The 23,038-nt window shown below is 70.8% G+C and carries 18 protein-coding genes, 1 tRNA gene and 1 riboswitch; of the genes, 9 read left to right on the forward strand and 10 right to left on the reverse strand.

Annotation, left to right across the window (positions count from 1 at the left end; genetic code table 11):
- Positions 1-173 precede the first annotated feature (173 nt).
- Positions 174-246 (forward strand) — tRNA-Lys (locus AC51EU_RS11755).
- A gap of 591 nt (positions 247-837) precedes the next feature.
- Positions 838-1,983: a PP2C family protein-serine/threonine phosphatase gene (locus AC51EU_RS11760; protein WP_496266781.1), complete on the forward strand. Its 1,146-nt coding sequence runs from the start codon at positions 838-840 to the stop codon at positions 1,981-1,983.
- Positions 1,984-1,990: 7 nt separating this feature from the next.
- Here the strand turns inward: AC51EU_RS11760 and AC51EU_RS11765 are convergent, their stop codons facing one another.
- A complete protein-coding gene (locus AC51EU_RS11765; RefSeq protein ID WP_496266782.1) occupies positions 1,991-3,085 on the reverse strand; it encodes a DUF2332 domain-containing protein in 1,095 nt (364 codons plus the stop codon).
- Between the two features lie 325 nt (positions 3,086-3,410).
- Positions 3,411-3,554, forward strand: a riboswitch (cyclic di-AMP (ydaO/yuaA leader).
- Between the two features lie 620 nt (positions 3,555-4,174).
- Between AC51EU_RS11765 and AC51EU_RS11770 the strand changes: the two genes are divergently transcribed.
- Together AC51EU_RS11770 and AC51EU_RS11775 are read left to right on the forward strand one after the other, a co-directional pair.
- Positions 4,175-5,638, forward strand: coding sequence for a M23 family metallopeptidase (locus AC51EU_RS11770; protein ID WP_496266783.1), 1,464 nt, complete (start codon positions 4,175-4,177; stop codon positions 5,636-5,638).
- A gap of 244 nt (positions 5,639-5,882) precedes the next feature.
- Positions 5,883-6,824 (forward strand): aldo/keto reductase, encoded by a 942-nt coding sequence (locus tag AC51EU_RS11775; protein WP_496266784.1) that lies wholly within the window; start codon positions 5,883-5,885, stop codon positions 6,822-6,824.
- Between the two features lie 164 nt (positions 6,825-6,988).
- Here the strand turns inward: AC51EU_RS11775 and AC51EU_RS11780 are convergent, their stop codons facing one another.
- The 3 genes from AC51EU_RS11780 to AC51EU_RS11790 form a co-directional block, all read right to left on the reverse strand.
- The gene (locus AC51EU_RS11780) at positions 6,989-7,291 is read right to left on the reverse strand and encodes a hypothetical protein (RefSeq protein ID WP_496266798.1); all 303 of its coding nucleotides are present in this window, start codon (positions 7,289-7,291) and stop codon (positions 6,989-6,991) included.
- A gap of 95 nt (positions 7,292-7,386) precedes the next feature.
- Positions 7,387-7,557, reverse strand: coding sequence for a hypothetical protein (locus AC51EU_RS11785; protein ID WP_496266785.1), 171 nt, complete (start codon positions 7,555-7,557; stop codon positions 7,387-7,389).
- Between the two features lie 77 nt (positions 7,558-7,634).
- Complete coding sequence (locus AC51EU_RS11790) at positions 7,635-8,114, reverse strand: hypothetical protein (protein ID WP_496266786.1); 480 nt, start codon at positions 8,112-8,114, stop codon at positions 7,635-7,637.
- A 1,001-nt stretch (positions 8,115-9,115) separates the two neighbouring features.
- Between AC51EU_RS11790 and AC51EU_RS11795 the strand changes: the two genes are divergently transcribed.
- The 4 genes from AC51EU_RS11795 (at position 9,116) to AC51EU_RS11810 (ending at position 14,548) form a co-directional block, all read left to right on the forward strand.
- Positions 9,116-9,808: a KpnI family restriction enzyme N-terminal domain-containing protein gene (locus tag AC51EU_RS11795; RefSeq protein ID WP_496266787.1), complete on the forward strand. Its 693-nt coding sequence runs from the start codon at positions 9,116-9,118 to the stop codon at positions 9,806-9,808.
- A 66-nt stretch (positions 9,809-9,874) separates the two neighbouring features.
- Entirely contained in the window at positions 9,875-11,290 is a 1,416-nt protein-coding gene (locus tag AC51EU_RS11800) for a transcriptional regulator (RefSeq protein WP_496266788.1), read from the forward strand.
- Positions 11,291-13,117, forward strand: a complete 1,827-nt coding sequence (locus AC51EU_RS11805) for a DEAD/DEAH box helicase (protein ID WP_496266789.1) — start codon at positions 11,291-11,293, stop codon at positions 13,115-13,117.
- A 228-nt stretch (positions 13,118-13,345) separates the two neighbouring features.
- Positions 13,346-14,548 (forward strand): DNA cytosine methyltransferase, encoded by a 1,203-nt coding sequence (locus AC51EU_RS11810; protein WP_496266790.1) that lies wholly within the window; start codon positions 13,346-13,348, stop codon positions 14,546-14,548.
- Here AC51EU_RS11810 and AC51EU_RS11815 read toward each other — a convergent pair.
- From AC51EU_RS11815 to AC51EU_RS11840, 6 genes are all read right to left on the reverse strand, one after another.
- Positions 14,483-14,938 (reverse strand): very short patch repair endonuclease, encoded by a 456-nt coding sequence (locus AC51EU_RS11815; RefSeq protein WP_496266791.1) that lies wholly within the window; start codon positions 14,936-14,938, stop codon positions 14,483-14,485. The genes AC51EU_RS11810 and AC51EU_RS11815 overlap by 66 nt on opposite strands.
- A 22-nt stretch (positions 14,939-14,960) precedes the next feature.
- Complete coding sequence (locus AC51EU_RS11820) at positions 14,961-15,899, reverse strand: NaeI family type II restriction endonuclease (RefSeq protein ID WP_496266792.1); 939 nt, start codon at positions 15,897-15,899, stop codon at positions 14,961-14,963.
- Positions 15,900-15,988: 89 nt separating this feature from the next.
- On the reverse strand, positions 15,989-17,281 hold the full coding sequence (locus AC51EU_RS11825) for a PrsW family intramembrane metalloprotease (protein WP_496266793.1): 1,293 nt from the start codon (positions 17,279-17,281) through the stop codon (positions 15,989-15,991).
- 658 nt (positions 17,282-17,939) lie between these two features.
- Entirely contained in the window at positions 17,940-18,770 is an 831-nt protein-coding gene (trmB, locus tag AC51EU_RS11830; protein ID WP_496266794.1) for a tRNA (guanosine(46)-N7)-methyltransferase TrmB, read from the reverse strand.
- Positions 18,771-18,925: 155 nt separating this feature from the next.
- Positions 18,926-20,137, reverse strand: a complete 1,212-nt coding sequence (lhgO, locus tag AC51EU_RS11835; protein ID WP_496266795.1) for an L-2-hydroxyglutarate oxidase — start codon at positions 20,135-20,137, stop codon at positions 18,926-18,928.
- A gap of 112 nt (positions 20,138-20,249) precedes the next feature.
- Positions 20,250-21,701, reverse strand: coding sequence for an NsdA family TPR-like regulatory protein (locus tag AC51EU_RS11840; protein ID WP_496266796.1), 1,452 nt, complete (start codon positions 21,699-21,701; stop codon positions 20,250-20,252).
- A gap of 675 nt (positions 21,702-22,376) precedes the next feature.
- Between AC51EU_RS11840 and AC51EU_RS11845 the strand changes: the two genes are divergently transcribed.
- Positions 22,377-23,038: macrolactam cyclase family protein (locus AC51EU_RS11845; RefSeq protein ID WP_496266797.1), on the forward strand; the 662-nt coding region annotated here is incomplete at its 3' end.

A 23,038-nucleotide genomic window follows, 5' to 3' on the forward strand; every position in this document is an offset into this window, starting at 1 on the left:
TCCGTCGTCACCACAGGTCAGAGCGGGCGCCGGGGAGGGCGACGGCCGGAGGCACGCCCGTGGCGCCCACCCCGCGACCCGCGCCGTCCACCCCCGCCCACGGGCCCGATGCCGCCTCCGTGTGCCGGTGGCCCGGAGCCGACGAGCGTTCTGCGGCTATGCTGCGGGGGCACGGGCCATTAGCTCAATTGGCAGAGCAGTGGACTTTTAATCCATTGGTTCAGGGTTCGAGCCCCTGATGGCCCACCTGACACGCGGCGGAGGACACCCGCCCACGTGGTCACGGCGCCCCGTCCGGCACACCCGGCCCGGGCGTCGCGTCGTTCCCCCGCCGACGCCCGCCTCCCTCCCCTCCGGGCCCGCTCACCGATACCGACGGGCGGGGCCTGCTCGGGCACCGCTCCGGCGTTTTCTCCTCGCGCTTCCCTTCTCCGTCCGAGTTCTTGCGGCCGAGGTTTCTGCTTTCGCGCGAGCGAGCGCGAGTGGCGGCAAGGAATTCACCGACGGCCTTCCCCGTAATCCCCCGGAAGACGCCGCGAATTCCCCTCGACCGGCCCCTCCACCGCACCGCCGCGAAGAGACGACAGCCCCGTTCTCCGGGCTTTCTCCCGCTTTCCTGCACCCACGGCGGCGTTCCCCTTCCTTCCTCCCCGCCGCGACGGATATCCGGGAAACCGCCCCACCCGCCCCTCGTGCCCCGTCCGGCCCCCGACGGCTCGCCGTGCGCACCCGTAACGGAAAGCCTGGGGAGGTCGAGGTGCGCGGGGCGGTCGGGCGGACCGGCGTGCCGTGTGTGTGTCCGGGTACGGAAGTGGCGGGGGAGTGGGAGAGAGACAGGTGCGGAAGCGCCGTGGTGACGGAGGCGCCGGTGGTGACCAGGAACGGCGGGAGCGGCGCGCGCAACTGTCGCCCGTCAGCCGCCGGGCGGCGCGCTGGCTGCCCACGGCCTTGATCGTCGCGGGGCTCCTCTTCGACCTCGCGACGCCGACCCGCTACACCGCCTCGCCGTTCTTCGCCGCCGCGCCCCTGGTCGCCGCGCCCCTCTACTCGCTGCGCACCACGACCGTCACGGCGGCCACCGCCGTCGCGGGCGAACTGTGGGTCGTGTCGTACCACGGTCCCGAGGACGTCTTCGAGGCGGTCACCGAGGTCACCACCGTCTTCGTCGTTTCCGTCCTCGCGCTCGGCATCAACCAGGTCGTACGGCGCTCGGACGCCCGGCTCGCGTCCGTCCGCACGGTCGCGGAGGCCGCCCAGCGCGCCCTGCTGCCCGCCCCGCCCCGCCGGATCGGCGGGCTCGCCGTAGCGGCCCGTTATGTCGCGGCGCACGCCGGCGCGCGGATCGGCGGTGATCTCTACGCCGTCCAGGACACCCCGTACGGCGTCCGGCTGATCGTCGGCGATGTGCGGGGCAAGGGGATGGAGGCCGTGGAGACCGTGGTGATCGCTATCGGGGCGTTCCGGGAGGCGGCGGAGCAGGAGGCCACCCTGGAAGGCGTGGCGGCCCGGCTGGAGCGCGCCCTGGAAAGGGAGAGTGGCCGCCGGGAGGGGCCGGACCGCTCCGAGGAGTTCATCACGGCCCTGCTCGCCGAGATCCCGCCCGGCCGGCACACCGCCCTGCGCCTCCTCAACCGCGGCCACCCCGCCCCGCTGCTGCTCGCCCCGGACGGCGGCCTGCGCACCCTGTCCCCGTCGGCGTACGCGCTGCCGCTGGGCCTGCGCGACGTGGCGGAGCGGGAGGCGGGCGCCGACGAGACGTTCTTCCCCGCCGGCTCCCTCCTGCTCCTCTTCACGGACGGCCTGACCGAGGCCCGCGACCCCTCCGGCACCTTCTACGACCCGGCCACCCGCCTCCGCGGCCACCGCTACCGCGACCCGGAGCGCCTGCTGGACGACCTGACGGCCGACGTCGCACGCCACACTCGCGGGGCGCCGTCGGACGACATGGCCCTGCTGGCGGTGCGGCGGCCGATGCGGGAGTGAGCCCCCCTCACGCCCCCTGGGCGTCCGCCAGCCAGTGCAGGCTCTGCCCGTGCGGCCCGGTGAGCGCCACCGGACGCCCGTCCAGCGCGAGCGTGAACAGCGCCTCCCGCTCCTCCGGCCGCAGCACCGCGCTCTCCGGGGTGGTCAGCCACGGCAGGACGGAGGCGTGCTCGTGCGCGATCCAGTGACCGGGCCGCGGCCGGTCGGCGAGCAGCGTCCGCACGAGACCCGCGAACTTCTCGCGGCGGTCCGGCGGCAGATACGCCAGCACGGCCGAGTGGAACACGACCAGCGTCGCCCCGCGCGGCGCCTCGGCGGCCAGCGCGGGCAGCTCGTCGAGCAGGTCCCCGCGGACGACGCGGGGGCGGGGCGCCGCCCGCACCGCGTCCACGGCCGCCGTCAGATGCCGGGCCCGCTCCGTCATGCCCGGCCAGACCAGGGCCTGGAGCCACCGGAGATCGTCGGGCTCGCCGGCCGGGTCCAGCGGGCCGAGGTCGATGCCCGCCCGCCAGACGATCTCGGGGAGCCGGGTGGGCGGGGCCGTGCCGGCGCCCGCGAGCCCCGGTTCCCGGCTCGTCCGGCAGGTGAACGTCACCGGGGCGTCCGGCGCTCCGGGCGCGGCGTGCCGCCGCCCGTCGCCGTCCACGTACCGGTAGCCGTACCGGTCGGGATGCAGGCAGAGTCCCGCCGAAGCGCCGACCTCCAGGAGGGCGAGCGGCTGCGGCAGACGGGCGAGGAGGGGGAGCAGGACGGCGCAGCGGGCGGGTTCGTTGGTCTGGGTGGAGCGGCTCATGACGACCGAACGGACCTCGTCCCAGTGCCGGATCGCCCACTCGCGCCACCGCCGGTACGCGGCGTCACCGCGCGGCCCCTGGTCGGCGTGCGGTCCGTCGAGATAGCGGACGGCGGCGAGCAGCAGATTCGGCTGCTGCTTGGGGCCGGGCGGCAGCGAACCCGCGAGCAGTTCGCAGAACTCCTGGTCCTGGCTGATGCGCGCGGCCAGCTCCTCGTGGGCGTCGCACCGTCCCCTCGCCTGCCACCAGGAGAAGTCCCGATAGCGATCCGCCACTGCCCGCGCGTTGTTGACGACGTCGACGACCATGATCAGACGTTACTGCCTTGACGCTCTGTGGGGGAAAGGGTACCCCTCCGTATAACAACTGACACACGGTCAGTTCTGTACGGGATGGCGACGCGCTGTCACCCCACCGGCTCCGGTGGGACGGTGGGGCGATAAGTCCTGGCCGGAGCTTTTTTCGGAACCTGTGCCGATTCCTGGGAACGCTTGGAAAACGTCCGTCGTCTCTATTACTGTCCGATAACGGAGCGCGGTCGTCCAGCCGTCGCAGGAGGCGGCACCGTGCGCCGACGCCGAATCCCGCAAGCGCACACGAGGCACGTCCGGCACACCGCCACCGCACGTCGCACCGCCCGCCGCGCCACACCGCGCCCAGGGAACCGGGGAACCACCTTCTTGGGGTGAATCGGACACCTCCCGCCAGGGGTGTCCGTAGGAGACCTTCCTGCTCCGAACCCGTCAGCTAACCCGGTAGGCGAGAAGGAAGGAAAGGAGTGCGCCCCCGTGGCCTCCCACAACCCTCGTCCCGCCCCCTACAACTCCCCCCACACCCCTGAAGCCTCCGTCCCGGGGCTCGTTCCCGCGTACTACCTCGCGGTGGAGAGGCGGGGGACGATGCCGGGGGCGGCCGGGAGCGGTGGTGCTGCTTGGGCCGGTGGGGCTGGTGGAGCCGCGAGGGGCGGCAGTGCTTCGTGGTTCGGGCGGGGTGCGGGGGGCAGTGGTGCTTCTGGGCTTGGTGCGGGCGTAGGGGGTGGTGGTGCCGCCGGGCTTGGTGGAGGTTTGGGGCGCGATGGGGGAGCAGGTGTGGTGCCTGCTCGGGAGTTTGACGGGAGCGCAGGTCGGCACGGGGGCCTTGTGGGGCACGACGAACCTGTGGGGTGCGATGCCGTTGCGGAGCGCGACGGCATCGCGGGGCAGGGCGGTGCTGCCGGGACCGATGACGCGGAAGCGCGTACTCCCGGTGGAGCCCCCGCCGGGGACCGTCCCGCCGACGTCCCGGTGGAGGACGAGTCTCTCGCCGATGCGGCGGCCCGCCCGTTCCGTGGCAGGCATCGCGTGATCCGGCCGCGCGCCGGGGGACTCGCGCGCGGCGGTACGGTCCTGGGCGCCGGCATGATCGCGGCGGTCGGCGCGAGCGGCATGGCCGCGGCCGAGGGCAGGCCGCCGGCCCCGATCTCGATGCCCGACCCCGCCGGCCTGGCCGACGACACCACCGACGCCCTCCCACCCACGACGGCCGCCACCGGCGCCGAACGCCTGGCGGGCACCCACACCGGAAACCCGACACCGACCGCCGCTTCCGCTTCTGCCGCGCAAGGCTCCAGCTCTCCGCAGGGACCCGGTTCTTCGGAAGGCTCCGACGCCCCACAGGGCTCCGGCTCCTCGCATCCGTCTGGCGCCCCGCAGGGGACCACCGCCCCCGGCAGTGTGCGCCCGTCCTTCGTCCGGTACGCCACCGGCACCCCGAAGGCCACGCCGTCCCCGCGCACGGCCGTCCACCCGTCCACCGAGGACGCGCCGAGCGACGCCGCCGGAGGCGCGGGCGAGGCCCTGCGCAGCCGCATCCTCCAGCAGGCCGACCCCCGACAGCACGACGACCAGGGCCCGCACGCTCCTGAGCGGGCTTCGGGCTCATCCGGCCAGACCCTGCACGTCCCTGACCGGGCGTCGGAATCGTCCGACCAGCTCCCGCACGTCCCCGACCGGGATGCGGGCGCGTCCGACCAGCTCCCGCACGTCCCCGACCGGGCTCCGGGCACTCCCGACCGGGCTGAGGGCTCGTCCGACCAGGTTCCTCACGCTCCCGACCGGGCCCCGCGCACCCCCCACCGGGCCGATGCCACCACGCGTACGGGCGAGGCCACGCCGACCGACCAGCGGATCACCCCGACCACCGGGCGCGGGACCACCAGGCCCGCAACCGCCTCACACGGGACCGCCACCGGCCACACGCCGGAAACCGCAGCCGCCCCCCGGGACGAGGCGAGCACCCCTGACATCACGACCGCAGGGCACCCGGAAGGAACCACTCCCGGCACCCGGGCCACCGCCGCCAAGACCGCGCATCCGCACACGGTTCCCGCCCACCAGAACGCGGCAACGGCACCGACCACGCCCGCGTCGGCCGCTCCCGCACCAACCCCGAACGCACCGACCACCGGCCGGCCGACGACGGACAAACCGGACTACATCGCCCCCCTGACCTCCTCCCTCCTCACCACGGGCTTCGGCCGCGCCGGCGACCGCTGGACCGCGCACCACACCGGCCAGGACTTCGCCGCCCCGCCCGGCACCCCCGTCAAGGCCGTCCACTCCGGCACGATCACCGACGCCGGCTGGACGGGCCCCTACGGCTACCGCCTCGTCCTGACCCTCGACGACGGCACAGAACTCTGGTTCTGCCACCTGTCGTCCCTGGCCAGGACCTCGGGACGGGTCAACACCGGCGACGTCATCGCCCGCGTGGGCGCCACCGGCAACGTCACCGGCCCTCACCTCCACCTGGAGATCAGGCCGAACGGCGGCGCCCCCACCGACCCCCTCCCCTGGCTCCACCACCACGGCGCCCACATCTGACCCCGGCCTTCATGGCGCGGCTTCATCGACGCTCACGGTTCTGGCATGACTTCCGTGAAGCGGTGACGATTAGTGATCAGTGGGTGTTTCGAGTGCTTGCTGGGAAGGTCGTCCTGACGGACGCCACGCTCGCCAGGCCCCACAGAGCCGATCGACCTCACGCACACCCGACCCTCGACCACCACCCCCTCTCACCCCACCACCCCCCGGAATACCCCCCTCCCCGCCAACGTTCCACGCTCACATGACTGCGACACACAAGCCTCTCGGCTCGCTCTCCGTCTCCCCGCTCTGCCTCGGCGGCAATGTGTTCGGCTGGACCGCGGACGAGGCCGAGTCGTTCGCCGTACTCGACGCGTACGTGGCAGGTGGTGGCAACTTCATCGACACCGCCGACATCTACTCGGCGTGGGTGCCCGGCAACAAGGGCGGTGAGTCCGAGACCGTCCTCGGCAACTGGATGGCCGCGCGCCGCAACCGCGACGATGTCGTCATCGCCACCAAGGTCGGCGCCCACCCCGACCTCAAGGGCCTCTCCGCCGCCACGATCAAGAAGGCCGTCGAAAAGTCGCTGACCCGTCTGCGCACGGACCACATCGACCTCTACTACACCCACTACGACGACGAATCGGTCGAGGTCTCGGAGTTCCTCACCGCGCTCGACGACCTCGTCCGGGCCGGCAAGGTCCGCGAGATCGCCGCCTCCAACATCTCCGCGCGGCGACTGGAGGAGTCACTGGCGTTCTCCGCCCGCGAGGGCCTGGCCCGTTACGTGGCACTCCAGCCCCACTACAACCTGGTGTCCCGCGACACCTACGAGGGCGAACTCGCCGACGTGGCCGCCCGCCACGGCCTGGCCGCCGTCCCCTACTACGCCCTCGCCTCCGGCTTCCTCACCGGCAAGTACCGACCGGGCGCCTCCGTGGACAGCGCCCGCTCCGACACTGCCGCCGCATACCTGTCGACCGAGCGCGGCCAGAAGATCCTCACCGCTCTCGACCAGGTCGCCCGCGCCCACGACGCAGAGGTCGCCACCGTCTCCCTGGCCTGGCTCGCCTCCCGCCCCACGGTCGTCGCTCCCATCGCCAGCGCCCGCACGGTCACCCAACTCCCCGCGCTCCTCGCCGTCACCGACCTCACCCTCACCCACGACGACCTCACCCTCCTCACCAACGCCTCAGCCTGACCCGCCCCCGGGCCGGCCGCACCCCGTACGTCCCAACGGGCACTACGGCCGGCCCACGACGCCCCACCGCACGGCCCCTGCCGCCACGCCTGCTGACGAGACCGCACCCACATCAGCCGCCGCCGGCCACCCGAGCAGCCCGCCGCCCTCTCATGCGCGCCCCATTACCCCCGCCGATCCGCCAACGCCCACGACGCCAGCGCCATCCCACCAGCAACAGCGAACACCGACGGCCACGCCCCGATCTTCTTCGCCAACGGATGCGACCCGGCAAACGCGGCCACATACACACCACTCAGCACCGCCGCCGTCTTCCCCCCGGCCTTCTCCTGCCACCCCTTGGCCGCAACCACCCCAGCCGCCGCCAACGCCACCCCACCCAACGGCCGCTTCTTCGTCCACCGAGCCACCCCATAACCCCCGACCAGCCCACCAGCCGCCACCACAGCACCCGGAACCTTCGCCATCATCGCTACAACCTCCTTGCTGATTTTCTTCACTGGTTACGCGAGCGTACGCCCGGGTGGCGGGCAGCCACGGGGCGGTCCGGAGCGGAGGATGATCACCGCTCCGAGCCTTCCGCGGTGTCATGGCCCGGAGCACAACACTCCTCGGACCGGAAGGTGCCCTCGGTCTCGACGGTCTGGTGCCCGTCCCGGTAGTTCCGTACCGTCCGGCGGATGTTGATGGTGGTCGTGTGCTCGCTGAGCCAGTTGTCGGGAAGAGAGTTCACGGCGTCCTTCTTTCGTCTCTTGGGAAGATCCTGTGGGCGGGGCGGCGATGTGCCGCCAACCGCGCCAACCTGGCTGCTCAGCTGGTATGGCTCAGGGAGGTTTCCACCACCGCGGCTGCGTCTTCGTGCCGCGAGACCGAGTGGAAGGCGGCGGCGATCCGGAGTACGTCCTCCGGAGAGCGCTCCCCAGCACCGTTCAGTACGGCCAGGGCCGCGTCTGCGCGGCCTGCCATGCGATAGGCGGCCACGGCGTCACGGATCTCCAGTGGTGACTGGGTACGGCCGATGTTCCAGAACAGGGTGAAGGCTTCAGAGTGGCGGCCAGATTGGAGGTGGCGCAGCGCGTCATCGGCTTCGGCGCTGACCGTAGGACGGATACGCCCCTCCTTCTGCAGAAGGGCCAGAGTGGTGGTGGCCCGGCGGATCACCCCGGAGTCCTCCAGCCCGCGACGGGACAGCTCCGCCTGGTGCCGTACGAGCAAGGCATGCTCCAGTGAAGGGAGACTGCCGGCGTCCGAGGCGTTGCTTTCGTATGCCGTTATCCAGAGGCGCTCCATGGCGTCCTCTGGGGGGACGGAGGTTCCTTTTGCGTAGCTGGAGAGCGCCGAGGGCGCCACGAGTATGTGTCGCGCGATCTCCGCCTGGCTTCCCAGCTCGTTACGGGCGGCCGAGCACAGGCTGCGTATGAGCTCGGCAAGTCTGCGCACATCAGACGGGACATCTTCAGGGATTTTGGCGGTAATCCGCCCGGGTGCAGGCAACGAGAGCCTCCGGTGCTGGGATGGTCGGGAGTTCTTCTGGTCCTGTCGTCCACAAAGCCGGTCTGGGCTTCTCGGGAAGGTATTACCGTCCGGTGAAGGCCAGGCCGTTCTGGGCGCGGACTCAGAAGAGTAGACCGTGCTCGCGATCTTCCTCAAGCTTTTCTGTTTATGAAGAAATGTATACCGCGACGCGGGTTTGCTCTTTACGTTTCCCTGCCCTCGTGATAAAGCCCTCCCGGATTGTGGCGCGAAAAATTCCCATCGGCCGGTTTTTTGTTCACGTTGGCTGTCTGCCTCTGCGTGGCGGCGGGCCCGGAGAGGGGGTTGGCAGCGCGACCGGCGGCGGCGCGCGGTTGCCGGTCCCCTTGCGCCGAAGCGGCGGCAGTCCTTATCAGGGGCCCGGAACTGGCCGGGCGGAGAGGCTGCCGGTCACCACTGGAAGGCGGGGCGGCCAAGCAGCGCTGATCTTTCCTCCCCGCGGGTTCCTCCCTGCGGGGAGGTGTGAATCCTCCTGCGCGAGACGGCACATCTTTGCGCATATCCGGCATATCGCCACCCCGGGTGCAGGGCTTCCGGTCGAACGGCGGCTCAAGCCGTAAAGCAAGGTCCGCCGTCTGTCAACGAAGTCGTGTTCATCTTCTGCTGAACACGTGGGTGCGGAAAACTTCTTGCCTCCTTTCGCTGGCCGGTTACCTTTGAAGCGCGGGAAGATCCTTGTGCTGGCCGAGCCGTTTTACGGTTCACTAACGAGGGCCCCTCCCGCGTTTTCTGTGCGGATGACCAGAAGGGGAACGGGGATGGACTTGCCCTCTTGGCGGGACGAGAAGCTCGGCACGAAGAAGCGCGCCGCGCTTTGGCTGGTGACGGAAGTCGGAGAGGGAAACGTCTTCACGAAGGCGGCGCTGCGGGAGGCATTCCCCGGCGTGGCGCAGATCGACCGGCGTATGCGTGATCTCCGTGATCACGGCTGGAGGATCGACACGAACCGTGAAGACCCCGGTCTCGACGCGCACGAGCAGCGTTTCGTCCAGAAGGGGGAGCCGGTCTGGGAGCCGGGTCAGGGCCGTACCAAGACAACGGCACCCGTCACCGCGACGCAGCGGCGCGAGATCTTCCAGCGGGATGGTCATCTGTGCCGTTCCTGCGGCATCTCGGCGGGTGAGGTCTACGCCGGCACGTACGAGGCGGCGCAGCTGGACATCGCCCGCCGGCAGGTCAAGCGCGCCGACGGGTCGGTCAGCGTGGAACTTGTCACGGAGTGCAAGCGGTGCCGGGTCGGTGGCCGTTCGCTCGTCGCCGATGCCGGAGACGTGCTCGCGCGAGCACAGCGTCTGGGGGCGCTGGAGTCGCGCGTCTTCGCCGGCTGGATGGCAGAGGACCGGCGTGAGTTCAGCGGTCTGGAACAGCTCTGGGCTGATTTCCGGTCCCTCCCGGAGGCATCCCGCGAGCAGGTGCGGGACGCGCTGAGGCCGCCTTCCGCCGGGTTCTGATAATGAGGCGTCGCGTGCGCCGGCGTAGTGCAGTGCCCAGACCGTAGTGAACCAAGGGTGAGTGAGATGAGCAGCGACTTCGGAAGGCCGCCAAGGGCGGAGGAGAACCAGGTACGGGTCCGGGAACGGCTGAAGGACGCGGAGCAGACGCCCGGGGCCAGGGAGACCCTCACGGTTGAATGGCGCGGTCAGCCGAAGCACGTAGAGGTCATCGACATGCCGGTCGATGACCTCTACTACAACCCTGGAACGCACCGTATCCGGGCCCAGCGCAGTCACGACCCGGCCAGAGACCAGGAGCTGATGCGCGATCCGTGGTCCGACGAGAGCCAGGCATATCTGCACCATCTCCTGAAGGCCCTGCCGTCCGACCCTTCGCGCAAGGACCCGGACTTCGAGGCGCTGGCGGAGAATCTCCGGGACTACGGCCAGAACGAGCCCGGGCTCATTACCTGGGACGGCGTCCTGGTCAACGGCAATACCCGCCGGGCAGCCCTGAAGGACGCGGGCGTCCCGTACATCCGCGTCGGTGTGCTGCCGGAGTCCTGCACATGGGACGACATCAGCGCCGTCGAGCTATCGCTCCAGCTCCGCTTGGACCGCCGGCGCGAGTACTCCTACATCAACCGGCTGCTAGCCATGGAGGAACAGCACAGCTTCGGCCGGAAGGTCGAAGACATCGCCAGGGACTTCAGGGTCAGGAAGGCGACGTGCGAGCAAGACCTGTGGGTTCTCGCCTGTCTCAGGGATCTGGTCGAGCGGAGCCGTGACGGAGGCATGCAGCTCCGGCTCATGGACTTCGAACAGCACCAGGAGAAGCTCCGCGAGCTGCACCGGCGCTACGTCAAGCAGGCGGCTGTCAGCAAGGACAGCGCGGATGCCATGAAGGAGACCCGGCTCACCGCCATGGTCCTCGGCTTCTCCAAGACGGACGTCCGCCTTATCGAGCCGGACTTCGTGGAACGCTACCTCGACCGGCGGCTCCCTGAATTCCTGAAGGCCGCCCTTCCCGAGGCACCTGGGGCAGTCGCCATACCTGGTCTTGGCCGGACGGTGAAGGGCCCGAGCCGGCAGGTCGCCGCCGCCGAGTCGCTGACCAACGTCGTGCTCAAGGCTAAAGCCGTCGAGGTCGCCGCCGAGGGGGCCACGACGGCCCAGACAGCGGAGGCTGCTGGCATCTTCACTGCGGCCAGGGAAGCAATGGAGAGCGCGCTGGTGCCGGCGGGCAAGGACGCCCGTATCCGCAAGCGGAAGCAGGCCGCGCCGGACCGTATTTACGATGCCTGCCAGGACATCGAGCAGTGCGTCACCGACCTGGTGATGGCCCGCGCTTCCCGCAGCCTGGACGAGGAAACGTTCGACGAGGCGGTGCTGAAGCTCAAGTCCGTGCTCGGCAAGCTGGCTACGGAGTCAGCGAAGAGCATCCCTGAGCCCGGCGACGGGGTCGCATGGCTGCTCGATGCGCTGCGCCAGGGGGAATGAGTGAGCGGGGGACAGGAACCGTCGCTGCGCATCGGCTTCGACATCACCCGTACGAAAGTCGTCCTGCGAGCGAGCGAGCCGTATCAGAGCGACCTGGCGCAGCTAGCAGCCCGCTTCCCGGCGGGAGGTCAGCGGGGGCAGTTGGCCCTCGAACTCGGGCTTGACGATTTTCTCGTAGGTCTCGACGCCTTGGTGGCATGGCCTTCCACTGAGGTGGAATGGGAAGAGGCACTCTCCACCCTCGTCGGCGGCGTACTGGACGACGCCGAGGCAGCGGAACAAGCGCTGCGAGGAGAAGCACCCGCGGCAGCGGTCTCCGCCGACCAGGTCGAGGACCGGCTCGGGGGCGGCTGGCGCGCGGGTCTCACGCCGTTCCAGCGCCGGGATATAGCGCACCTGCTCTCGATGCGGCATGGGGCGAGCTTCAGCGTGCCCGGCGCCGGAAAGACCCGTGTGGGGCTTGCCGTCTACGCAGCACTCAGGGAACGGGGGGAAGCCCGGCGGCTCCTCGTCGTCAGCCCGAAGTCGGCGTACGAGTCATGGGCGCAGGAGAACGCCGCGTGTTTCCACCAGCCCTTGGCCGGGGGCGTGATGGACAAGTCGCCCGACCTCGGCGCCGAACTCCAGATCGTGAACTACGAGCGTCTTGACCGTGCTCTCCCTGCCCTGAGCACCTGGCTGCGTGCCGCGCCAGCCATGGTCATTCTGGACGAGGCGCACCGCATGAAGCTCGGCGCACAGGGCATCTACGGGAGCGCCTGCATGGCGCTGGGCCCGCTCTGCCACCGCCGTCTCATACTCACGGGAACGCCGGCGCCCAACGGAGCCAGGGACTTGGAGAATCTGCTGTCCTTTGTCTGGCCGGGCCATGGCCGCAGGGCCGTGACCACGGCAGTGGACGGCGGTGATCTTGCGCATGCGAGCAAGATGCTGCGCCCGCTTTTCACCCGGACCACCAAGCGGGAACTGGGACTCCCGCCCATGGAGACCCGTATCCGGTACGTGGACCTGCCGCCCCTGCACCGTGAAATCTACGATGCGCTCGTCGGGCGCTTCACCGTACGGGCCGAGGCGTCCCGGGCCGATTTCGACGCCCTGGGCAAGGCACTGCTCCGGCTTCTCATGGCCGCCACCAGCCCTGCCCTGCTGACGGAAGGCACCAGCAAGTACGAACCGCTGACCTACCAGCTGCCGCCGCTGGACATCCCGCACAACGATCCGCTGTACACGCTTCTGCAGAACCTGCCGGACTACGAGCTGTCCCCCAAGTACGCGGAGGCGCTCGGCATCCTGGCTGAGAACGCGGAACGCGGGCGCAAGACGCTGGTATGGACGACGTTTGTGCGGAGCATCACCACGATGGAGAGGCTCTTCGCCCCGTACCGGCCCGCGGTGGTCCACGGCGGAACGCCTGACCGTGAGGAACAGATCAGACGGTTCAGGGACGACCCGGACTGTATGGTCTTGCTCTCCAATCCGGCGACCCTCGGCGAAGGCATCAGCCTGCACCGCGACTGCCATGACGCTGTGTATATCGACCGCGACTTCATGGCCGGACGGTTCCTGCAGAGCCTGGACCGTATTCACCGCCTGGGGCTGGAGCCCGGGACGGAGACGCGGGTCACGGTGCTGGCCGCTTCGGGCACGATCGATGAGGTAGTCGCCGACCGGATGGAGACCAAGCTGGACTTCATGGGCCGTGTGCTGGACGACCCGGAGGTCCACCAGCTTGCTGATCTCCAAGAAGAGCCGTCCGTCGCGGGAGGCATGGACGAAGGCGACATCCAGGCCCTGCTGCGTCATATGGACACCGTCTCGCGGCGGTAGCGGGACTCGTGGGCGCATCACGGCCGTAACGGAGCGGGCGCCCACGGGGCTCGGGGGACGAGGAGGGCGTCGGGGCAATATCGTATGGACGTTTGCTGACAGGTGCGGAGTGGCCAGCGGTGGCCGCGGCGTGCCGCACACTGGAGGCTGAATGTCAGTGGGGTCTGTCACCCTCTGTGAGGGCGGATTGCACGAGGTGTCCGCCGCAGCGAGTCCGAAGGAGGGTGCATGTCCCACTCCGAGTTCCGTTTCACATCAGTCGAGATCTGCGCGGGAGCCGGCGGGCAGGCGCTCGGGCTGCATATGGCGAAGTTCCGTCACCATGCGCTGATCGAGATCGACGAGCACGCCTGCGACACCCTCCGTCTCAACGTCACGAAGGAGAACGGCTGGGGGGACTGCAAGGTTCTCCCCCGGGATCTGACGGCCTTCGAGGCCAGTGAGCTGTGCTTGGAGCCAGGTGTGCTGGATCTCTTGGCTGGCGGCGTTCCGTGCCCGCCGTTCTCGGCAGCGGGGAAGCAGCTGGGGAAGGACGACGAGCGCGATCTGTTCCCGTACATGCTCAACCTCGTCGATGCTCTCAAGCCCAAGGCCGTGATGATCGAGAATGTCCGTGGCCTGCTGGACGAGAAGTTCAGGTCGTATCGCGAGGATTACATCCTCCGACGGCTGAAGGAAGCGGGCTACCAGAGCTGCGGTTGGCAATTGATCGAGGCATGCCGATTCGGGGTGCCCCAGCTCCGCCCCCGGGCCATCCTCGTGGCGATGCGTCCCCAGTTCGCCGAGCACTTCGTCTGGCCCGTGCCAGGCGACAAGATCGTCACTGTCGCTGAGGCTCTTGAGAAGTCGATGTGGGAGCGCTTCGGCGACACGCCGGAGGGCAAAGAAGCTTTCGACCGCTGGTACGAGAAGGCGAACACCGATGTCGCACCGACTCTCGTCGGTGGCTCGAAGAAGCACGGCGGTGCCGACCTCGGGCCCACCCGCGCGAAGCAGGCATGGCGCAAGCTCGGGGTTGATGGCATGGGGGTAGCCAACGCGCCGAGCGAGATGAAGGACCCGGACAGGGATCTCTACAGCCGGGACAAGCGGACAGGCGAGCCGCTCGGGCCGAAGCTCACGGTCCAGCAGGCCGCGATCATCCAGGGCTTTCCGGAGAGCTGGAAGTTCTCGGGACGGAAGACGGCCGCCTACCGGCAGGTGGGAAATGCCTTCCCGCCGCCCGTCGCGCAGGCTATCGGCGAGCAGATCGCCAAGGCCCTGGAAGCGGGACAGCGCAAGGACACGGACAGGCATGTGAGCGCCGAAGGCGAGGCTCTGCTGCCCGGGCAGGTGGAAAGCGCCGCTGCTGTTCTTCCGGAACAGTCAGCGCTTCAGCGACCGGAGCCTGCTGACAGTGGCCGCGATCTGGAGGGCGCAGGTATCCGGTGACTCATGCTCCCAGAAACGCAGCACGGTCCAGCCTGCTTCTGCGAGACGCTGGTCCGTGTCCCGGTCACGTGCGACGTTTCTGCTGACCTTGTCTGACCAGTAGCCGGGATTGGTCTTCGGGCTCACGTAGTGCTCGGGGCAGCCGTGCCAGTAACAGCCGTCGATGAAGACGGCCACCTTCGCGGGCCGGAAGACCATGTCGGCTGTACGGCGCAGGTCCGCCAGCGGCCGGGCGCATACGCGGTAGCGCAGGCCCTGCGCGTGCACCAGCTGCCGGATCAGCCGCTCCGGCTTCGTGTCGCGGTTGCGGATGGCCTGCATATTGCGGCGGTTAGCTGGCGAGGACGCCCAGGAGCCCTCGGGGGGAGTCCAGTCCTCTGTGTGTCCCATGTCTGTCTCTCGGGGCGGCGGATCAGTAGGTGGCGGGGAGGACGCACGGGGCCGCGTCAGCCGTGGCAAGCGTGTAGCGGCGGTGCCCGATGGCTGCGACCTGCTGAGGGCCTGTACCTGGTGCTTCGGTGAGGCGCGCGGCTACCCAGGAGCCCTTGCCAGGTATGGGGAGTCCCAGTGTCCGGGCGATCCCCGGATGACTGCCCTGGTGCCCGAGCACAACGATTCCTTCTTCCCGGAGAGCCTTCCGCGCGTCCCGGACCCGCTTGGGGCCGTCATCCTGACGTGCGACGGTCAGCACCGTGCTCCTGTTTACGATTCTCCCCTGCACCCGGCGGAAGAGTTCATTGACCCGGGCTTGGCCGCTGTGGCTTGAGAGCACGGCGGACCGGTCGTTTGCAGGAAGCCCCAGGAGAGTGTTCGCCGGGAGCGCTCCGCTGGGGACCAACCAGGTGATCGCGTCCCTGCCAGCGGCGGACAGCGACCGCTTCTTGTCGCGGTTCTCTCCGGTGTTCAGGTAGGAGTCCTTGATCCGCAGCAGCCCCACCCGGAACGCTGATTTGCGGTCATCGGCGGTCATGAGGAGGCATATGTGCCCGTCTGCCTCTTTGGGGATGGTCCAGTTGTTCCTTACGGTCCACTTGGCGTCGACCTCGTGTCCCGCAACCTTGTAGTCCATTTCCGCCCCGTGCTGGAGTCCGAAGGCGGAGCGCACGATGATCTCTGTCTTCGTGCCCAGATAGGTCTTCTCTGTGCTGGCGACGCTCTTAGCGGTGATGTCGAAGCGCCCGGTGCGCTGCCCGTCCAGTACCTCGTCGATCGCCTGCCGGATGCTGTCGCCGAACCGGCTCTCCCAGTCCGGCTGGGACCGGAACCAGTCAGCGACAGCAGCGACTCCCGCGTCCGCAGGGTGAGCGGACGCGGCGATCTGGCTTGCGGCGGCCTGGTCCTGCGACGGCATACGGGCTACCTCCGAGCTGCGGGAGCGGGTGCGCCGGAGACCCGGGCGCAAGGAGCCAGTATTGCCCCGTGTTCACGCCTCTGGACACCTCAGCCTTCCTTTTGAGCCCGCTGGGCACTCTGTTCTCCCCTTTCACTCCCACACACCACCCCCACCGCATGCAGGAGCGCGGGTTCGGCCCGGGGTTTGTGGTGCCAGAGGGATTGGAGGAGGGCGGCTTCGTGGGTGTGGAAGTCGGGGGTGGGGCCGTTGAGGTGGGCGTGGCGGCGGTGGTGGGAGAGGGCGGTGGCGAGGGTGGCGTAGCGGGTGACGGAGCGGGCGGCGGCGGGGCCGTGGGTGTGGCGGGCGAGGGTGCGGGCCAGGGAGCGGGTTTTGAGGGAGGCGAGGGCGGTGGGTTCGGTGGGGGTGAGCCAGCCGGTGGTGATGTACGGGGAGAGGTAGTGGGGGAGGGACAGCAGTTCCTGGCGGCGGGCCCAGAGTGCGAACCAGGTCAGGCCGAGGAACAGCGGCACCATGAAGAACCCGTAGACGGCCAGGAAAGCGGCGTCGTCCAGGGAGGACGCGCCGTTCCAGACGGCGTGCAGCAGGACGGCGGTGAGCAGGCCCAGGAGGACGATTCCGGCGCGGGCGGGGCGGCGGTGGGGGCGGCCGGTGGCCGCGATGCCGAAGGCCAGGCCGGTGAGCGCCGTGAAGAGGGGGTGGGCGAACGGGGTCGCGATGGCGCGGACGAAGAAGGTGCCCGCGGTGAGGGAGTCCAGCCCCGAGTGGCCCAGGGAACGGTCCTGGCCGAAGGCGCTGCCCAGGAGCAGCACGTTCTCGGTGAAGGCGAGACCGGTGGCGGTGATGCCGGCGATGACGATGCCGTCCGTGATGCCGCCGAGGCTGCGGCGGCGGAAGCGGTGGAGGAGGAGCAGTGCGGCGGCCTTGGCCGGTTCCTCGACGGCCGGCGCGATCACGGTGGCGTCCCACGCCTCGGTGCCCGAACGCGGCCGGGCGGCCAGCGCCGCGGCCACCGCGTCGTGGGCGAGCAGGGCGACCAGCGTGGCCGCACAGGCACCCCAGGCGAAGGCGAACACGAGGTGGCGCCTCGGACCCGGCCCACCGCGGTCCAGCAGGCCGAATGCCGCGATCAGCAGCGGTACGGGGAACGCGGCGAGCCCGAGCCCCACGAAGAAGCCCTCGGCACCCGTCTGCCGGCCGATCAGTACGAGGATGCCCGCACCCGAGAGCGCGAGCAGCACGACCAGCGCGGCGGTCCGGACGGTCCCGCCGTACCAGGGCGCACGCCGCCCGGCCGCGCCCGCTTCGTAGGCGCAGCCGTACGAGCGGCGGCAGGGCGGGGGAGAAGGCGGCGGTATCGGGGACGAAGCGGACGGACGCACCCATCGACCCTAACGAGAGGGCAGCGACCGGGCCGAGTCGCGAGGCCGGGCAGGCCGTAGCGCGGGGCGCACGGGGGTGGCGTACGGGCACTTGGTGCACTGGGGTGGTGCGCCGACCACCGCGGGGCGCACGCGGTCGGCTCCGAGGCGGTCATGTGGGGCTGTGCCACCGCTGTGCGACGGGTAAGCGGTGAGTGCGCGGGACGGGGCGGGGGCGGGAGGTCGCGGGTCGTCCCTTGCCCTGCTTCACAGGTGTGACGTCGTCGGCGGGCTCCTCGGGGCGGGGCGCCGTCCTGGGTGGCGGACGGAGATCGAGCAGGAGGGCCCGTGGGGTGCCCATCACGCCTGCTCTCGGCGGGGCGCTGTCACAGATGTGGCGCCGTCGTCGGCAGGTTCCCCGGGCCGGGGCTCGTCATGGGCGGTGGGGAGAGGCCGGGCCCCGAGGCATCGTCGCAGGCGTGGCGCCGTCGCCGATGGGCTCCTCGGACCGGGGACTCGCTATGCGCGGCGGGCGAAGATCGGGCAGGAGGGCTCACGGGCCATCCGTCCCGCCCGTCCTCAGCAGGGTGCCGTCACAGGCGCGGCGCCACCGCCGGCCACCTCCCCGGGCCGGGGAACCGTCCCCTGGGGAGCAGGTATCAGACGGAGGCCGGACCGGTCACACCCTGCGAAACAGCAGGTCACGGACAACGTGCCCCTTGTCCAGCCCCTGCCCCTCGAACTTGGTGAGAGGGCGGAAGGCGGGCCGGGGCGCGTACGACGGGTAGAGGTTCTCCAGGGCCGGTTCGGCGGTGAGGACGTCCAGCATCTGCTCGGCGTACGGTTCCCAGTCGGTCGCGCAGTGGACGAGGGCGCCCGGTGCGAGGCGGGTGACGGCGAGGGAGAGGAAATCGGGCTGGATCAGGCGGCGCTTGTGGTGGCGCTTCTTGGGCCAGGGGTCCGGAAAGTAGACGCGCAGGCCGGCGAGGGAGCCGGGGGCGAGCATTTCGCGCAGCAGGATGATCGCGTCGCCATTGGCCACCCGGATGTTGGTCAGGCCGTTCCGTTCGGCGAGGGCGAGCAGATTGCCCTGGCCGGGGGTGTGGACGTCGCAGGCGAGGATGCCGGTGTCCGGGTCGTCGGCGGCCATCTGGGCGGTGGCGTCGCCCATGCCGAACCCGATCTCCAGGACGACCGGGAGGCCGTCGAACATCGCGTCGAGGTCGACCCGGGACAGCCCGTCGATGTCCAGCCCCCACTTGGGCCACAGGCGACGCAGCGCGTCGGCCTGGCTCGGCGACACCCGGCTGCGGCGCGGCTGGAACGACCGGATGCGCCGCTCATGGTGCGAACCGGCCGGGTCGGCAGCGGGACCCGTCCCGTCGGGGAACATGGGCCCACCACGACGGGAGGCGGCAGAGGCGCCCGTGACCTGGGACTTCGTGGCATCGGCCGCGGAAGCGCCGGACTCGGTGGCGGGGGTCTCGGGGGTGCGGGGGTTCTCGGACACAGTGGGGTGATTCTACGGGCGGCTCGCAAACGGACGGGAGCAGCCGAGGCCGGGGCCCACCGGAGGACGGTCGGCCGCGGGCCGACCACAAACGGCACACGGCCCGGTACGCGCACCAAAGACGCCATCGAGCCCCACCACAACGAAACCACCCCTCACACCCCCACCATCCTCCTCACCCTCCGCGCGATCTCCCGTCCGATCGGCAGGGACGCCGTCGCCGCCGGGGACGGGGCGTTGAGGACGTGGATCATGCCGGGGGTCTCGGTGAGGAGGAAGTCGTCGACGAGGGTGCCGTCGGGGAGGACGGCCTGGGCGCGGACGCCGGACGGGGCGGGGCGCAGGTCCTCGTCGCGGACGGCGGGCAGCAGACGGCGGACGGCGGTGGTGAAGGCGTGGCGGGAGAGGGAGCGGTGGATCTCGCCGGCGCCGTAGCGCCAGTGGTGGCGGGCCAGCCGCCGGGTGCCGGAGTATCTGAGGGTGCCCGCGAGGTCGGTGGGGCTCACGTCGTGCCAGGTGTAGCCCTCGCGGGCCAGGGCCGGGACGGCGTTGGGGCCGATGTGGACGGCGCCGTCGATCCCGCGGGTGAGATGCACGCCGAGGAACGGGAACGCCGGGTCGGGCACCGGGTAGACCAGGCCGCGGACGAGGAAGGCGCGCTCGGGGGCCAGGGTGTGGAACTCGCCGCGGAACGGGATGATCCGCATCCCCGGATCGTCCCCCGCGAGCCGGGCGAGACGGTCGCTGTGCAGCCCGGCGCAGTTGACCAGCGCGCGGGCCCGGAACACCGTGCCGTCCGCCGTCCGCACCGCGACGCGCCCGGGACGGCGGCCGATGACGGTGACCTCCGCGCCGGGGACGACCCGGACGCCCGCCTCCCCGCCCAGCTCCGCGAGCCGGCGGGCGACCGCGGCGAAGTCGCACACCCCCGTCGTGCCGACATGAATGGCGGCCAGGCCCCGGACCTCCGGCTCGTACGCGGCCAGCTGGGCGGGGCCCAGCTCCCTTACGGGCAGGCCGTGTTCGCGGCCGCGTTGGATCAGGGCGTGCAGCCGGGGCAGCTCACCACGGTGGGTGGCGACGATCAGCTTGCCGGTGACCTCGTGCGGAATGCCGTGCTCCGCGCAGAACGCGACCATCTCCGCCGAGCCCTGGAGCGCGAAGCGGGCCTTCAGCGACCCCGGCGGGTAGTAGATGCCGCTGTGGATCACGCCGCTGTTGCGTCCGGTCTGGTGGCGCGCCGGGCCCGCCTCCTTCTCCAGCACCACGACCCGGGTGCCGGGGGCGTCACGGGTGAGCGCCCAGGCCGTGGAGAGCCCGACGATGCCGGCCCCGATCACCAGGACATCGCAGTCGTACGCCACCACCGCACCTCCCCGACCACGCGGCCACCCGGCCGCACCTCGACGTCGACGGTCTACCCCATCATGACGCCCGCCACTGACAATCACCGGCGACGAGGACGGCACCCGCGGCCGGTCAGGCCGGCGCGGCCAGCAACGGCCGGGCGCGCTCGCGCAGTTCCACGACCCGCGGTTCGTTGCCGTACGGCTCCAGGCGGTGCAGGAGATCGCGGACGTACTCGGTGGTGCGGGCCGACGAGATGCGGCCGGCGACCTCGACCGCGCGGGCACCCGCCGCGCACGCCGCGTCGAGGTTTCCCGACTCCAGTTCGGCCACGGCGGAGACGACCAGGCGCAGGCCGTGCGAGCGGACGAACTCCTCGGTCGGACGGGACAGCGCCTGCTCGGTGAAGCGGCGGACCTGGCGCGGCAGCCGCAGGTCCCGGTAGCACTCGGCGGCGTCGGCGGCGAACCGCTCGTAGGAGTAGAAGTCGAGCCAGGACGGGTCGGAATCCCCGGAGCGCGAGCGCTCCAGCCAGCCCTCGGCGGCCTTGAGCGCCCCCTCGCACGCCCGCGCCTCGCCGGCCTTCGCCTGGGCGCGCGCCTCCACCAGGCGGAAGAAGCTCATCGTGCGGGCGGTCGCCAGGCCGCGGTTGCGTTCCAGGGCGGCCTGCGCGAGGTCGACGCCCTCGTCGGCGAAGCCGCGGTAGGTGGCCTGGAGCGACATGGACGCCAGGACATAGCCGCCCAACGGGACATCGGCGGCGGCGCGGGCGAGCCGCAGTGCCTGGATGTAGTACCGCTGCGCCGCCTCCTGCTGGCCGGTGTCGAAGGCCATCCACCCGGCGAGCCGGGTCAGTTCGGACGTCGCGCCGAAGAGGGCGCGCCCCACCTCGTCGCTGTACGAGGCGAGCAGCAGCGGGGCCGCGTCCACCCGCAGGCACTCCGGCACCATGGACGAACGCCAGTCACCGCCGCCGTACTTGGAGTCCCAGCGGCGGGCGTCCTCCGCGGCCTCGCGCAGCTTGGTGACGTCACTGTGCCCGACGTGCTGCGGCACCGCGGGGTCCGGGCCGCCCACGGCCGCGTCCTTCTCCCGCGCCTCCGACGCCTCACGCGCCACGGAGGTGTCGGCCGGGGATATCAGCCAACGGGAGGCGGGGGTGGCGTACGCGCTGACGGCGAACGATCCGGCCAGGCTCTGCCAGATGCCGCCTCCGCCGGCCCGCCGTCCGGCCAGATCCAGGCGGTACAAATCGGTCGCGGACCGTACGGCGGCCCCGACATCGCGCGGGAACGCCAGTCCGACCTCGGGCGCCGGGTCGGCATCACCGAGACCGATCTCGTGGAGCGGCACCGGCCGGCCGAGCTTGCTCCCGATCGCGGACGCGATCAGGTGCGGCGCGGCTCCCTGCGGCACCATCCCCTTCGAGACCCAGCGGGCGACCGACGTCTTGTCGTAACGAAGCGTCAGTCCGCGCTGCGCGCCGAGGTCGTTGACCCGGCGCGCCAGTCCGGCGTTGCTGATACCCGCGAGGGCGAGAACGGTGCCGAGCTTCTCGTTCGGCCCGCGTATATCCCTGGACATGCGCACCCCTCGACACAGCGACAGCCTCCCCGGTTCCCCGGAGCATGCGTCCACCCAGAGTAGTTCGGCGCATCCCGACCGTTAAGGGTTGGTGTCCCGGATGGCGAGATTCATGTTCACGCAGGGGGGCGGGGCGGGTCATGTGCTCCGGGTACGTGTTGCCGTGCGCCCACGTGTGCGCGCTGGCCGCTCCGTTCGGCTGACGCTTCGATGAGTCCTGCGTGGGTCGGCCCGCTGCACAGGATTCAGTGGGCTGGGGGACACCGTCACCTCATTCCCCGCGGGTGACGGTCCGGTCCGGGAGGCGCAGCCCGCCTCCCGGACCGTCGCCCGCGATCTGCCGCCGCCGTACCGCCGGAACGCGTTCCCCTATCTCCCGCCGGACGCGGGCCAGTTGGCCCGTTCATGGGAGAGCGGGAACCGAAAAATGGCTGAATAGTGACGTGCGGCGGAATTCCGCCATCCGACGTCGCGACCCGCCACCGGGCCGAGCGGACGGCCTCCCTCCGCGCACGCCTCCTTGTGCGCCCGGTCGCGCGCCCCGCCGTGCCCAACACCTCCCGCACGCCCCTGACATGGCAGCATGGTCCGCACGACGGAACGGTGGAAGCCGGGCAATCCGCCGGACGGGGCACCGGTCGGCCCTCCCGGTGGGCGGGGACGCGTGGAGGCGGAATGCGCTGGCTGGTGGGGTGGAGCAGTGCCACCACGGGACCGGACGCCGCGCACGCGGACCCCGCCGTCGTGCCCGTGGGCGCCCAACTCCTGTGGGGCGGACCCGATCCCCTGTGGGCGGTCGGCGACTGGCGTCCCGACGAGATCCGCGTCGTCCAGGCCGACCCGCGGACCCGCCTCGCCGTCTTCGGCGTCTGCGGCGCCACCGACGACCAACTGCGCGTCGGTCTCCTCGCGGCGCGCGGGGGCGCACTGCGGCATTTCACCGCCTGGCCCGGGAGCTACACCGCCGTCGCACAGATCGGACGGCGCCTCACCGTCACCGGTGACCTCGCCGGCGCCCGCCCCGTCTTCCACACCCCCTGGAACGGCGGCACCGCCTTCGCCACCGCCGCCCTCCCGCTCGCCGACCTCGTCGAGGCCGACCTCGACATCGGCCACCTCGCCGCCCTCCTCGCCTGCCCCGACGCGCCCGAGGCCACCGGCACCGGCACACCGTACGAAGGGGTGCGCCGCGTACCGCCCGGCCACGCCCTCGTCCTGCGTGCCGGCACTCACCAGATCTCCTCCTACGAACCACCCGCCTCACTCGCCGTCGCCGCGCCGCCGCTCGCGCCCGAACAGGCGGTGGACGGCGTGCGCGAGGCGCTTGTCGAGGCCGT

It is taken from the genome of Candidatus Streptomyces philanthi (genome assembly GCF_059553635.1).

Bases quoted from the DNA above. Each gene is read 5' to 3' on its own strand.
- AC51EU_RS11765 (WP_496266782.1), bottom strand. From the start codon at position 3,085: ATGGTCGTCGACGTCGTCAACAACGCGCGGGCAGTGGCGGATCGCTAT.
- AC51EU_RS11770 (WP_496266783.1), top strand. From the start codon at position 4,175: ATGATCGCGGCGGTCGGCGCGAGCGGCATGGCCGCGGCCGAGGGCAGG.
- AC51EU_RS11775 (WP_496266784.1), top strand. From the start codon at position 5,883: ATGACTGCGACACACAAGCCTCTCGGCTCGCTCTCCGTCTCCCCGCTC.
- AC51EU_RS11780 (WP_496266798.1), bottom strand. From the start codon at position 7,291: ATGGCGAAGGTTCCGGGTGCTGTGGTGGCGGCTGGTGGGCTGGTCGGG.
- AC51EU_RS11790 (WP_496266786.1), bottom strand. From the start codon at position 8,114: ATGGAGCGCCTCTGGATAACGGCATACGAAAGCAACGCCTCGGACGCC.
- AC51EU_RS11795 (WP_496266787.1), top strand. From the start codon at position 9,116: ATGGACTTGCCCTCTTGGCGGGACGAGAAGCTCGGCACGAAGAAGCGC.
- AC51EU_RS11800 (WP_496266788.1), top strand. From the start codon at position 9,875: ATGAGCAGCGACTTCGGAAGGCCGCCAAGGGCGGAGGAGAACCAGGTA.
- AC51EU_RS11810 (WP_496266790.1), top strand. From the start codon at position 13,346: ATGTCCCACTCCGAGTTCCGTTTCACATCAGTCGAGATCTGCGCGGGA.
- AC51EU_RS11815 (WP_496266791.1), bottom strand. From the start codon at position 14,938: ATGGGACACACAGAGGACTGGACTCCCCCCGAGGGCTCCTGGGCGTCC.
- AC51EU_RS11820 (WP_496266792.1), bottom strand. From the start codon at position 15,899: ATGCCGTCGCAGGACCAGGCCGCCGCAAGCCAGATCGCCGCGTCCGCT.
- AC51EU_RS11840 (WP_496266796.1), bottom strand. From the start codon at position 21,701: ATGTCCAGGGATATACGCGGGCCGAACGAGAAGCTCGGCACCGTTCTC.